Source organism: Streptococcus sp. SV2, assembly GCF_030440175.1.
GTDB classification, from domain to species: Bacteria; Bacillota; Bacilli; order Lactobacillales; family Streptococcaceae; genus Streptococcus; species Streptococcus raffinosi.
Genome location: NZ_JAQFJQ010000001.1, coordinates 196,211 through 209,491, shown reverse-complemented (window position 1 = coordinate 209,491; position 13,281 = coordinate 196,211). Strand labels below are relative to the sequence as shown.

At 41.2% G+C, this 13,281-nt stretch carries 13 protein-coding genes and 1 pseudogene; 12 read left to right on the top strand and 2 right to left on the bottom strand.

Annotation, left to right across the window (positions count from 1 at the left end):
* Nucleotides 1-4: 4 nt before the first annotated feature.
* Together PCY14_RS00920 and PCY14_RS00915 are read right to left on the bottom strand one after the other, a co-directional pair.
* Nucleotides 5-166, bottom strand: coding sequence for a UDP-N-acetyl glucosamine 2-epimerase (locus PCY14_RS00920; RefSeq protein ID WP_008535356.1), 162 nt, complete (start codon nucleotides 164-166; stop codon nucleotides 5-7).
* An 824-nt stretch (nucleotides 167-990) separates the two neighbouring features.
* Nucleotides 991-1,387: pseudogene (locus PCY14_RS00915) on the bottom strand (transposase); the annotation flags it as partial.
* A 625-nt stretch (nucleotides 1,388-2,012) separates the two neighbouring features.
* Between PCY14_RS00915 and PCY14_RS00910 the strand changes: the two are divergent.
* The 12 genes from PCY14_RS00910 to PCY14_RS00855 all read left to right on the top strand — a co-directional run bounded on the left by PCY14_RS00910 (nucleotide 2,013) and on the right by PCY14_RS00855 (nucleotide 13,278).
* On the top strand, nucleotides 2,013-2,507 hold the full coding sequence (locus PCY14_RS00910) for a hypothetical protein (RefSeq protein WP_060934077.1): 495 nt from the start codon (nucleotides 2,013-2,015) through the stop codon (nucleotides 2,505-2,507).
* A 144-nt stretch (nucleotides 2,508-2,651) separates the two neighbouring features.
* Nucleotides 2,652-4,991, top strand: a complete 2,340-nt coding sequence (locus PCY14_RS00905) for a cation-translocating P-type ATPase (RefSeq protein ID WP_301363061.1) — start codon at nucleotides 2,652-2,654, stop codon at nucleotides 4,989-4,991.
* A gap of 93 nt (nucleotides 4,992-5,084) precedes the next feature.
* Nucleotides 5,085-5,435, top strand: coding sequence for a PBECR2 nuclease fold domain-containing protein (locus PCY14_RS00900; RefSeq protein WP_014634923.1), 351 nt, complete (start codon nucleotides 5,085-5,087; stop codon nucleotides 5,433-5,435).
* A 577-nt stretch (nucleotides 5,436-6,012) separates the two neighbouring features.
* Nucleotides 6,013-6,291, top strand: a complete 279-nt coding sequence (locus tag PCY14_RS00895; RefSeq protein ID WP_004183228.1) for a chorismate mutase — start codon at nucleotides 6,013-6,015, stop codon at nucleotides 6,289-6,291.
* A 78-nt stretch (nucleotides 6,292-6,369) separates the two neighbouring features.
* Nucleotides 6,370-7,725 (top strand): anthranilate synthase component I, encoded by a 1,356-nt coding sequence (trpE, locus tag PCY14_RS00890; protein WP_002884468.1) that lies wholly within the window; start codon nucleotides 6,370-6,372, stop codon nucleotides 7,723-7,725.
* Entirely contained in the window at nucleotides 7,722-8,288 is a 567-nt protein-coding gene (locus PCY14_RS00885; RefSeq protein WP_002884711.1) for an aminodeoxychorismate/anthranilate synthase component II, read from the top strand. The genes trpE and PCY14_RS00885 overlap by 4 nt, the downstream gene beginning before the upstream one ends.
* 90 nt (nucleotides 8,289-8,378) lie before the next feature.
* A complete protein-coding gene (trpD, locus tag PCY14_RS00880; RefSeq protein WP_014634922.1) occupies nucleotides 8,379-9,383 on the top strand; it encodes an anthranilate phosphoribosyltransferase in 1,005 nt (334 codons plus the stop codon).
* Nucleotides 9,380-10,147: an indole-3-glycerol phosphate synthase TrpC gene (gene trpC / locus PCY14_RS00875; protein ID WP_301363060.1), complete on the top strand. Its 768-nt coding sequence runs from the start codon at nucleotides 9,380-9,382 to the stop codon at nucleotides 10,145-10,147. The genes trpD and trpC overlap by 4 nt, the downstream gene beginning before the upstream one ends.
* Nucleotides 10,134-10,715: a phosphoribosylanthranilate isomerase gene (locus tag PCY14_RS00870; protein WP_301363059.1), complete on the top strand. Its 582-nt coding sequence runs from the start codon at nucleotides 10,134-10,136 to the stop codon at nucleotides 10,713-10,715. Before trpC ends, PCY14_RS00870 begins: the two co-directional genes overlap by 14 nt.
* A complete protein-coding gene (trpB, locus tag PCY14_RS00865) occupies nucleotides 10,712-11,920 on the top strand; it encodes a tryptophan synthase subunit beta (RefSeq protein WP_003094500.1) in 1,209 nt (402 codons plus the stop codon). The genes PCY14_RS00870 and trpB overlap by 4 nt, the downstream gene beginning before the upstream one ends.
* 3 nt (nucleotides 11,921-11,923) lie before the next feature.
* Nucleotides 11,924-12,706, top strand: coding sequence for a tryptophan synthase subunit alpha (gene trpA, locus PCY14_RS00860; RefSeq protein WP_301363057.1), 783 nt, complete (start codon nucleotides 11,924-11,926; stop codon nucleotides 12,704-12,706).
* A gap of 140 nt (nucleotides 12,707-12,846) precedes the next feature.
* A complete protein-coding gene (locus PCY14_RS00855; RefSeq protein ID WP_164376268.1) occupies nucleotides 12,847-13,278 on the top strand; it encodes a CopY/TcrY family copper transport repressor in 432 nt (143 codons plus the stop codon).
* The last annotated feature ends 3 nt before the right edge of the window (nucleotides 13,279-13,281 follow it).

Here is a 13,281-nt window from a genome sequence, read left to right as displayed (position 1 = left end):
CATTCTAAGTAGTTTTAATACCTTCAGCATCCAAACTGTCTGTAACAAAACGTCCTGTAATAGTATTAATGGTTTCTTGATGTTTTTTCAACTCAAGAATTAACGGCGCCATCTTAATTGCCTCTGGTCTTGTCCCAAAGACAACCATAATATTTAATTTTCCCATAAGATCCCCCCTATGACCTATACGAAATCAATATAATATTGACAAATAAGACTCTACATTATCACTTTATTATCCCCAATAATAAGGAAAATGAGTTATCCTTTCTCTAAAAGCATTAAAGGGAATGCCCTCGCTATTGGTCTTGTTTTGCAAATGATGTAAAGTAGATAAAGAAAAAGGTCTCAATAAAAAGACTATCATTACGTATAAAATTCAAGAAGTAAGACAAGAAAACTAAGTCATATCATCCAAGGATATCAATGGTTTTGAGCTATTTAGTCTTCTCCCTCGAATTTAAAAATACACTATTTAAAAAATAAAAAAACTGCAGGAGAAAAAACGCTTTGCTAATAAAAGTGTTTTTGAATCCAGCAGTATTGCTAATTTACATATATTTCATAAAAACTTCTCCCCATTTTAAAGAGCGTCCCCTTTACTTACGCTCTACCCCTATCTTACAAATCAAAATATCGGTATGATAACCCTATCCCAATACCATATAGTACCAAGCACCAACACGTAATCGTATAAAACTCTCCCCAAAAGAGTTGAAAGATTACAATCAAGTTGGCTTCAAGTTACTACTACCAATATTCCCTATTCATATAGACGCTATAATTATAACATGTTATTTTTATTTTTCAACCTTTTTTCAATTTTTTATAATTTTAATGTATGTGACAACTATTATAATGAAGTCGTTTGAATTAAACACTCCTACTTAACAAATACTAATCAAATGATATTTATCTATATTTTAATAAATAATAATTAAACACCCTTTGGCTTTTAAATGGATTTGCATAAAAAAATCAGAATTCCTATTAAAATTCTGATTCAGAATGAAGACAAACATCGTTTTTGATGTTTGTCTTTTTTTATATTCACACTTAATTCTCCCATAATCCAATAATATTGAGGTATTTGGATAAAATAACAGGTCTTCCCTACCATCATTTTTACCAATTTTTTGATATTTAGACATGCCAAAGTAAGCCCAACCTTATCTTCCATTTTGGACTTTCCTTTTTCTCTGGTATAACGCAAGTTATGATATTCTTTAGCTGTTCCGAATAAACGTTCTATCGTTTCTTTCCGGTGTTGGTACCGTTCCTTCATCCCACTTTGATGACGGATATCTTCACAGATTTCTAAGGCATCTTTCCAAATATGACGCACAACAACTTTTTGGTGCTGGCGACTTTCAGTACAAATCGCTAACTAGGAGTACCTCATCAAATACCTTTTCTTTTCTTATACTCCTTCGAAGCAAGAAAAGTCCCCAGAAGTATAACTTCTGAGGACTTTGTCTTCAATCTGAAGAGGTATTTTTATACCTCTTTTTGTTCACTCTTTAATTATGCTGTCACTGTCCATTTACTGTCCTATATTGTGTAAAATATATAAAAGTTGTTAAGTTTACTAGTAGTTAAATCCCTTAAAATCAGTATTTATGATGATAACAAGCCTAAAAAATTCTTGGAACAAGTTTTGCATGTTCATCATAATATTTTCTAGATTCCTTTCATACCAAGGGTTTAGCCCCTGTTTGTTAAATATGATGCCTTATTTTGCCTAATAGAAGAGGCAGTCAAAACCTCAACTATTATACCATGTTTGGTTTGATTGACAAAGTAAGGAGAGGTACTGAAGAGAATCTGGCATTATAGGTGCACTCAGTCTGTTTAGAACAAAGTTATCAAGAGGTTTTAGCAAAAAACTATTGGACCAATTACAAAAGAAAGAAATTTTTAAATTGTAAGACTTGTGATGAATAATGTACAATGGTTTATTGTCAATCCAGTCAACATCTGATTGGAGATAGAAAAGGAAAGAGAAGATGACAATGCAAAAAAGAATTATTTTAGGGCTTTTTGTGGGACTATTTACAGTCTTGTGTATGAGTCTCTATACTTATTGTAATTTAAAATTTAACTCTGTTTATTATGCTCAGCATATTCCTCATAAGGAGGGAACAGAACCGGATTTAGTTATGTTGATAGAGAATATGGGATGGATTTATACTCCTAAAATTGACAATATTAGATATGATGATGATGGAACAAACGCTATTATAAATACTAAAAGTAAATCTTTTCTAACAAAATCCTTAGGATACTTTTTATATGATAAGGATAATATGACTATCGGTTTTGACAGTAGGTTTAGATTTAATCACGTCAGTTATTTTTCAGAAGAAGCAAAAAGAATTCAAGTTAATGAATCGAAAATTAAACGAGAGATTAGGGAAGATTTTTCCCCAATTATGAAGGTTCAAACAAAACCTTTTATCAATCTTCAGTGGTTGTTTAATTTACTTTATCAAAGTAGGTTTAATTAGAAACGCTAATCCTACAGAGTGCTTTTGGGTTTATTGGCCTGAATGACAAGGTGGAAAAAGTATGCGATTTAATGGGCCTATTTCCTTGGGATTTATGACGGCTAACTTTTGAAAACACCTCGTTTTTATGCTACTATGAAAGTTATGAACAGACAGTTACAAGGCTTGACTCAGATGGAGGTCAAGCGGCGGATAGATGCCGGAAAAACAAATCATTTTAAAGCAAAAACTGGCTCCAGTAATTGGGAGATTTTTAGGCGTAATGTCTTTAACTCCTTTAATATGCTCAATTTTGCGATTTTTGTGGCCTTGATTGCTGTGCAGGCTTGGTCCAATCTTTTTTTCTTCGGGATTATTGTGCTTAATGCTTTTACGGGGATGATGACGGAACTGCGTGCCCGTCGCATGATTGATAAGCTCAATCTCATGAATAAGGATCAGATTCGTGTGGTTCGTGATGGTCAAGTTTCTGCTATTGATCCTCAAGATATTGTCTTAGATGACCTGATGCTTCTATCTGCGGGTGAACAGGTGCCCAGTGATGCCAAGGTTGTTGATGGAATGGCTGAGCTAAACGAGGCTATGTTGACTGGTGAGAGTGATCTCATTCTCAAAAAAGATGGGAAGGAGCTACTATCAGGTTCTTACCTTGTGAGCGGTCAGGTCTATGCTAGAGTCATTCATGTAGCTGAGGACAATTACGCCAATAAGCTCATGCTAGAGGCCAAAACGCACAAGCCAATCGTGTCTCGTATCCTCTATAACATGGATAAGATTGCCAAGTTCACAGGAAAGATTGTTATACCGTTTGGTCTGGCTCTCTTTTTCGAGGCTTACATGATTAAGCAGCTTTCTCTTCAAGAGTCGGTCGTTACAAGTTCGACGGCGCTTTTGGGCATGTTGCCTAAGGGAATTGCCCTTTTGACCATTACCTCTCTTTTGACGGCTGTCATTAAGCTTGGGATGAAGCATGTCTTGGTGCAAGAGATGTACTCTGTTGAAACTCTAGCACGTGTGGATGTGCTTTGCCTGGATAAGACAGGGACGATTACGCAAGGTAAGATGACCGTTAAAGGTCTAGAGCTCTTGTCTAAGCGCTACACAAAGGAGGAGTTGGAAGGTTTGCTGGCGGCTTACATGCAGCATAGCAAGGATAACAACTCAACGGCCCAGGCTATTCGTAATGCCTATGAAGGTCTGGAAAACAACTATCAGGTTGGCGATATTATTCCATTTTCAAGTGATCGTAAATGGGGTGCTATGGTTATTGAAGGGGTTGGAACTCTCTTTTTAGGTGCACCTGAGATGTTACTTAAGGAGAACCCTCAAGCAGTAGAACAGGCGCAGGCACGTGGTTCTCGGGTCTTGATTTTAGCCTTGAGTCAATCGGGTATTGATACAGAGACCATGAGTTTGCCGAATGATGTTGAAGGCTTGGCCTTGCTCGAAATTGCCGATCCGATTCGTGAGGATGCTGCAGAAACTTTGGAATACCTACGTTCAGAAGATGTGACGCTTAAGATTATTTCAGGTGATAATCCTGTGACGGTTTCTCATATTGCCCACCAGGCTGGTTTTGCGGATTATCAAAGCTATATTGACTGTTCTAAGGTTAGTGATGAGGAGTTGGAGGCTTTGGCTGAAGATACGGCAATCTTTGGCCGCGTATCTCCGCATCAGAAGAAGTTGTTAATCCAAACGCTTAATGCCAACGGGCATACCACAGCTATGACTGGTGATGGTGTCAACGATATTTTAGCACTACGTGAAGCGGACTGTTCGATTGTTATGGCTGAAGGGGATCCCGCTACTCGTCAGATTGCCAACTTGGTGCTTATGGATTCTGAGTTTAAGGATATTCCTGAAATTCTATTTGAGGGACGTCGTGTGGTTAATAATATTGCCCACATTGCACCTATTTTCCTCATCAAAACGGTTTATTCCTTCCTTTTGGGACTTATCTGTATTGCCAGTATTGTTTTTGGAAAGGCAGAGTACCTCTTGGTCTTCCCATTCATTCAGGTTCAGATGACTTTAGCGGGGCAATTTATCGAGGGTCTTCCACCATTTATTTTGACCTTCGAACGTAATATTCGACCTGTTGAGAAACATTTCCTCAGACGTTCGCTCCAGTTGTCTATTCCTAATGCCTTGATGTTGGTTATCAGTGTTCTTATTTTCCATCTATCTCAGGTCTATCTTGGTATGAGCAATACGGACATGCTGACGCTGTCTTACTATATGATGGGATCAACGGGTGTCCTTGCCGTTATTCGTGCTTGTATCCCCTTGAATAAGGGGCGTGTGGCCTTGATTATTTACTCAGTCTTTGGTTTCTTCATCAGCTCTTATTATCTTCGAGATGTGATTGAAATTTCGACACTTAATAGCTACACCTTACCAATCTATCTGGTAGCAATGGCTATCTGTACACCGCTTTTCTTCTGGATTAGCTATAAACAAGGTGCTTTCCAAAAAGCATAAATCAAAACTCGAGCTTGATAACAGGCTTGAGTTTTTTGATATCTTAACAGTGGGAACGGTCTTGATGTGTATGAGGTATGGTACAATAGAGGCATGAAAACAGTAGGGCATTTGACGCCAAAAGTCATTAAAGCTTTTGATTTGGACTACAAGCCTGGTGAAGAAATCACGCTGTCTGCACAACGTAAGAAGCATATGGAAAAACATCGCCAGGAATTCAGTGATTTTGATGCCACCTATGAACGTATTCCAGAGATTATTGCTCATCCGGACTATATCGGTCGCCATCCTAATGGCCAGTCCTTGGAATACATCAAACGTATTGATGGTAATGTTCTGGTAGCAGTCAGATTATGTGACAAACTTAATGTCCGTACCATGTTTGTGATTAAAGATTCTAAGCTGAAAAATTATCTAAATGCTGGTAGAGCCAAGAAAATGTGATATAATATAGATAAGAAATAACAACGAGGGCGGAAGAGGCAGCCGCCGCACCTTCGGGTCTGAAAGAGATGCAGGACTGTCACCCTGCCGTTGTTTATCATACCGAGAAGTCCCTTTTGGGGCTTTTTTATTTTGTAAAGTGTGGTGACAAGACTATCTCACTCTCTGAATTAGGTATAGACGACTCTTATAAGGGAGGAATTGTCAAAATTAACAGAAAATTCTTGACATCTCTCTAAAAAGGAGTACAATAGTTAGTAAATCAGAAAGTAACTGGTCTTAGATTTTCAGGGAGCCTACGGTGATTGTGAGTAGGTAATCGAGATGAGCGAACATTGGGCTGATTGGATGATAATGAGAAGGTAATACATATTCTTCTCGGTTGGCACCCCTTACCGTGCAACTCCTTGTTAGAGGAGATAGAGATGATGGTCGTTTTTTTGGAGACCATTAACTGAGGTGGTACCGTGTTAAACTAGATTTAATGCCCTCACAGAGTTTTTCTCTGTGAGGTTTTTTGTTTACTTTTATCTTTAAAGAAGTGTTATGTCATTATTCAATGAAAGGTTGGGTATTTATGGATGCATTAAGCGATATTCGAATTGATATTGATAATATTGATAGACAGTTGCTTCGACTATTGGCCCAACGTCAAATACTTGTGGAAAAGGCAGGACGGCTTAAACCCAAGGGAGACAAGGTTGCTGTCCAGGCTAGTGATCGTGTTGCCCAAGTGATAGCAAACCGTCGTAAGGAGGCACTAGAGCTTGGCTTATCGCCAGATGTGGCTGAAAGTGTTTGGAGAAGCATGATTAAAGCATTTATTGCTTTGGAAGAGAAAGTGAACAAAGAATAATATGGTGCCGATACATCCTATAAAGGAGCCTTGCATCAGTCTTATTACTCTCGATAAACCAGTTTGAAAGGAAATATTATGAGAAAAATTTTACCAGCCGATACCTTAACACCAATCTTGGCTTATATGCGTGTTCAAGGGGAACACAAGGTTATCCTTGAATCTATTCCTCGTGAGAAGGAAAATGCACGTTTTTCTATTGTTGCCTACAATCCGGTCTTTGAAGTAACCTTCAAGGATGGTGTTCTTTATGAAAATGGTAAGGCGATTGATCAAGATCCTTTCGAATACTTGGACCAAGTAACAGTCAAGGGCATCAAGTCTGACCTACCTTTCGCAGGTGGTGCTATCGGGTTTGCAGGCTATGACATGATTGGTCTCTATGAAAATATCGGTGAGATTCCTGAAGATACGATTGGTACACCTGATATGCATTTCTTCATCTATGAGTCTTATTTGATTTTTGACCACAAGAAAGAAAAGGTCTATGTGGTTGAGGACAATATCTACTCTGGTCGTGACAACGATGCGGTGCGTCAAGCTCTTGGTCAGGTGGTAACCAATCTCCAGACTCAGGCGCCAAACGAGTTTACACCTCAGGCCTTGCAAGCCTTGCAATTTTCAAATCATATCGAAAAAGAAGTCTTCATGGATATGGTGGCTAAGGCCAAGAAACTTATTCGTGAGGGAGATATGTTCCAATGTGTGCTTAGCCAACGCTTTTCGGCGGACTTTGAGGGAGATCCTTTGGATTACTACCGTAACTTGCGTGTGACCAACCCATCAAACTATCTTTATTTCTACGATTTTGGAGATTATCAGGTGATTGGTGCCAGCCCAGAGAGCTTGGTTTCAGTGAAAAATGGAGAAGTGGTAACCAATCCGATTGCTGGAACTCGCCCTCGTGGTACTAATGAGGCGGAAGACGCTGCTTTGGCAGATGAACTCTCACATGATGTCAAAGAAACTGCGGAACACCGTATGTTGGTTGACTTAGGACGTAATGATATTGGTAAGATTGCTAAAAATGGTACGGTCAAGGTGACCAAGTATATGGAGGTTGAGTATTTCCGCTATGTGATGCACCTTACTAGTGTGGTTAAGGGACAACTCTTGCCGGAATTGACAGCACTAGATGCGCTAAAATCAACCCTTCCAGCTGGAACCGTGTCAGGAGCACCTAAGATTCGTGCCATGCGTCGTATCTATGAGCTTGAGCAGGAAAAACGTGGTATTTATGCGGGAGCTATTGGTTATCTGTCTGCGACAGGAGATATGGACTTTGCCATTGCTATCCGTACTATGATTCTCAAAAATCAAAAAGCTTATGTTCAAGCAGGTGCAGGTGTTGTTTACGATAGTGTTCCTGAAAATGAATTTTACGAAACGATTAACAAGGCGAAAGCTATGACAAGAATAGGAGATGCCCAATGATTTTATTAGTTGATAACTATGACTCTTTTACCTATAATTTGGCACAATACCTAGGGACATTTACAGAGGTAAAGGTCTTGCGTAACGATGATGAGAACCTCTATGAAGAGGCGGAAAAAGCTGATGGGCTAGTCTTTTCACCGGGTCCAGGTTGGCCAGCTGATGCGGGTAAAATGGAAGCCTTGATTAAGGATTTCGCTGGTAAAAAACCTATGATGGGAATTTGCTTGGGGCATCAGGCTATTGCGGAAACTTTTGGCGGTAAGCTCGGCTTGGCTAAAAATGTCATGCATGGAAAACAAAGTAACATCACTTTTGAAACGCCATCGCCTATTTTCAAGGATATCGACAATGATGTCCCAATCATGCGTTACCATTCCATCGTCGTTGACCAAATGCCAGAGGGCTTTGATGTGACAGCTATCACAACTGATGACCAAGAAATCATGGCCATTCAACATAAGGAGCTACCTATTTACGGTTTGCAATATCACCCAGAAAGTATCGGAAGTCCAGATGGGCTTAAGATGGTTGAAAATTTCGTAAAAATCGTTGCAGGCTAGTTGGACAGTCTTTGGACTAGATTTGTCTACGCTCAAAACCTCTCCTCGTGCATCAGAAAACATTGAACAGTTTTTAAAAGGAAAACAGATATGAAAGAAATATTCCTACAAATCTCAAACCGTCAAGACTTGTCTCAAGACCAAGTCCAAGCAGTCTTTGACCGCATTCTCAAAAATGAAGTCTCAGAAAGCCAAATTGCTGCCTTCCTTATGGGGCTTAAGACTAAGGGGGAAACAGCAGATGAAATCACAGGTATCGTGCGTGCCCTCAAATCACATGCGACTGTCTTGCCTGAGACCTTCACAGATGCTATGTGTAACTGTGGAACTGGCGGAGACCAGTCTTATAGCTTCAACATTTCGACTACGGTTTGTTTTGTTCTAGCAGCAGGCGGTATTCGTATGGCCAAGGCTGGTAACCGTTCGATTTCCTCTAAATCTGGTTCAGCTGATGTCCTTGAAGCCCTTGGAATCAACGTTGCGGCATCACCAGAAACCCTGTCTAAAGCACTTGACGAGGTTGGTTTGGCCTTTATCTTTGCTCAAACCATGCATCCAGCTATGCGTTTTATCGGTCCAGCCCGCCAAGCTCTTGGGATTCCAACGATTATGAACTTGGTTGGGCCACTGGCTAATCCGCTTGACCTTGAGACACAACTCATGGGCCTCTATCGTGTGGAATTACAAGAAATTGTTGCTAATGCTATTCAACAGTTGGGACGTAAACGTGCGGTTATTATCACAGGTCCTGACAATATGGACGAAGCTGCCCTCTATGGCACTAACACCTACACCCTTTTGGAAGATGGTCACATCAGTCAGCACACCTTCACTTATGAAGATTTGGGTATGGAAAAGGTTGAGTTGTCTGACATCACAGGTGGCGATGCCAAGGAAAATGCAGAGATTCTCCTTAGTGTCTTGAAAAATGAAGCTAGTCCTTATCTTGAAACAACAGTGCTTAATGCAGGTCTAGGCTTCTTTGCCAATGGTAAGGTTGAGACTATTAAGGAAGGTGTTGAGCTTGCTCGTCAATTGATTGCGGACGGCTCAGCCCTAGAGAAACTTCGCCAACTCCAAGAGGTACAAGTATGAGTAAAGCCTTTCTCCCAACAATCTTAGAACAAAAAGAAAAAGAAGTGGCCCAGTTGGTCATGGAAGACTTGCAGCCCTTACGTCAGACCTATCGTCTTTATGATTTTCTCAAGTCAAATCAAAACAAGCTGCAAATTATTTCTGAAGTGAAAAAAGCTAGTCCAAGTATGGGTGATATTAACCTAGATGTGGATATTGTGGCTCAGGCCAAGACCTATGAGGAAAATGGGGCAGCCATGATTTCTGTTTTGACAGACGAGGTTTTCTTCAAGGGGGATATTTCCTATTTGAAAGAAATTTCGTCACAGGTGGCTATTCCAACCTTGGCTAAGGACTTCATTATTGATGAGAAACAGATTGTGCGTAGTCGTAATGCGGGTGCGACAGTCATTCTCTTGATTGTAGCGGCCCTGCCAGAGGCTCGTCTCAAGGAGCTCTATGATTTTGCGACTAGCCTTGGCTTGGAAGTCTTGGTTGAAACGCATAATCTGCCAGAATTAAAAGTGGCTCATCGTATTGGTGCTGAAATCATCGGCGTTAATAACCGTAATTTGGTCACTTTTGAGACAGATATCAATACCAGTCTTGAAATGTCGGCTCATTTCAAGGATAAACCAGTTTATATTTCTGAATCGGCTATTTTCACAGGTCAGGATGCCGCCCTAGTTGCTCCATATTTTAATGGGATTCTGGTAGGAACTGCCCTTATGACGGCTGACAATGTGGCTGAGAAGGTCAAGGAGTTGCAAATTGACAAAGGTTAAAATTTGTGGACTATCAACACCAGAAGCAGTGGCGACTGCGGTTGAAACAGGAGCTGACTACATCGGCTTTGTCTTTGCCAAGAGCAAGCGTCAAGTGAGTCTTGAACAAGCTCACGAGCTAGCTAAAGGAGTGACTGGCCAGACAAAAATCGTCGGTGTCTTTGTTTCACCAAGTCTTGAGGAACTGGAAGAAGTGATTGGTCAGGTTCCCTTAGATATCGTTCAGATTCATGGAACTTTTGATGAAGCTCAGATTTCTCAGATTTCAGTACCAGTGATTCGAGCTATTCAGATTTCGGATAGTGAGTCTCAAGTCAAGAGCCAGGCGGATTATCTTCTTTTTGATGCTCCTATTGCTGGCAGTGGTCAGACCTTTGACTGGCAACTCTTGGCGGACAAGCAGATTGAGCAGGATTATTTCATAGCTGGTGGCTTGACTGTGGACAATGTGGCAGAGGCCAAGGAAACTTTCCATCCCTATGCCTTAGATGTGTCCTCGGGTGTCGAGACAGATGGTCACAAAGATTTAGACAAGATTAAAGCATTTATAGAAAGAGTGAAAGCATGACATATCAACAACCTGATGCAAAAGGATTTTACGGAAAATTCGGTGGTCAGTTCGTTCCAGAAACGCTGATGACGGCCGTTATTGAATTGGACAAGGCCTATCGTGAAGCCAAGGAAGATCCAAGTTTCCAAGCGGAATTGGATGATCTCCTCAAAAACTATGTGGGCCGTGAGACGCCTCTTTACCACGCCAAACGTTTGACTGATCATATTGGTGGAGCGCAAATTTACCTTAAACGTGAGGACCTTAACCACACAGGTGCCCACAAGATTAACAATGCCCTTGGTCAAGTTTTGCTTGCCAAACGTATGGGCAAGAAGAAAATCATCGCCGAAACAGGTGCAGGTCAACACGGTGTTGCAACAGCGACAGCCGCAGCTCTTTTCGACATGGACTGTACTATTTATATGGGTGAAGAAGATGTTAAACGTCAGGCGCTTAATGTTTTCCGTATGGAATTGCTTGGTGCCAAAGTTTTCAGTGTTACCGATGGTTCGCGCGTGCTTAAGGACGCTGTAAATGCAGCCCTCCGTGCTTGGGTAGCTGGTATTGATGATACCCACTACATTATGGGCTCTGCCCTTGGTCCTGCACCATTCCCAGAAATTGTTCGTGACTTCCAATCTGTTATCGGTCGTGAAGCCAAACGTCAATATGCAGAGATTTCTGGCGGTAAATTACCTGATGCCGTCATGGCTTGTATCGGTGGTGGTTCAAATGCTATCGGTATGTTCTACCCATTTGTCAATGACGAGTCAGTAGCTATGTATGGTGCTGAGGCTTCTGGTTTGGGGCTTGATACCGATAAACATGCCGCAACCTTTGCCAAAGGTCGTCCAGGTATTCTACACGGAGCGCTTATGGATGTCCTCCAAGATGCTCATGGTCAAATCATGGAAGCTTTCTCTATCTCAGCTGGTCTGGACTATCCAGGGGTTGGTCCTGAGCACTGTTATTTCAACGAAATCGGCCGTGCGACTTACGACTCTATCACAGATGAAGAAGCTCTCGAAGGCTTCAAACTTCTATCACGTTTGGAAGGTATTATCCCAGCCCTTGAGTCTAGCCATGCCATTGCCCTTGCGCAAAAAGTGGCAGCTAAGATGTCGCCAGACCAAAGTCTCCTTGTCTGCCTTTCAGGTCGTGGGGACAAGGACGTGATGCAAGTCAAAGAACGTTTTGAAGCTGAAGCAGAAGGGAAATAAACCATGACAAAAACACTAACAAAACACCTACAAGCTATCAAAGACAGTAAACACGGCATTTTTGTACCTTATATCATGGCGGGTGACCACGCTAAAGGCCTAGACGGACTCTTTGAGACTATCGCTCTCTTGGAAAATAGTGGCGTTTCAGCTATCGAGGTAGGTATTCCATGGTCAGACCCTGTGGCTGATGGTCCCGTTATTGAACTGGCAGGACAACGTAGTTTGGCTAAAGATGTGACTTTGACAGCTATTATCAAGAAGCTTCAAGAACAAAAAACACAGGTGCCTTTGGTGATCATGACTTATATCAACCCAGTTTATCAATATGGTATTGAAGCCTTTGTTAAGGACCTGGCAGATACATCTGTCAAGGGGCTCATCATTCCTGATTTGCCAAATGAACATGCTGACTTTATCACACCATATTTGAAAGATAGTGATATTGCTCTTGTTCCTTTGGTAAGCTTGACGACAGGAATTGAGCGTCAGAAACAGTTGATTGATGGGGCAGAAGGCTTTATCTACGCCGTTGCCATCAATGGTGTTACAGGTAAGACTGGTAATTACCGTGATGACCTTGACAAACACTTGGTTAACTTGACTGCCCATGCAGACATTCCAGTCCTCACAGGTTTCGGTGTGTCAACAGAGGAAGACATTAAACGCTTTAACGCTGTATCAGACGGTGTTATCGTAGGATCAAAAATCGTCCGTGATCTTCACGACGGTAAGGAAGAAGACGTCACTGAATTTGTTAAGTTCGGTTCACATTTCGAAAAATAGAAGATGATACTCTCCAGAAATGGGGAGTTTTTTTCATCAAAAAAACTACAAATGTAAATAAAACTCTTGACACTTTTTCATGATAACGTTAAAATAAATCTACAAACGTAAACGAACAACAAATTCAGAAAGGAGCTATCATGCTGACAATTTCACCTGCGGAATGGGAAGTCATGCGAGTGCTCTGGGCCAAGGGGCAAGCGACTTCTTCAGAGATTATAGCTATTCTATCAAAGAAGCTAGACTGGTCGGCTTCGACAGTAAAGACCTTGATTGGACGTTTGGCGGACAAGGGTTATCTAACCAGTCAGCGTCAAGGACGAGGCTTTATCTATCAAGCTAGCTTGGGGGAAGATGAGGCGAATTTACAGGCTTTAGAAGCTGTTTTTGACAAGATTTGTTTGACCAAACACAGCGATTTGTTAGGTCAACTCATGGCAAAGACGCCGATGACTCAAGCTGATGTGGATAAGTTACAGGCCTTACTTGTAGCAAAAGAACCTGTGGATCAGGTGGTTTGTGACTGTGTGCCTGGCCAATGTGCTTGTGGGCATCATATAGAGGTGATATAGGAA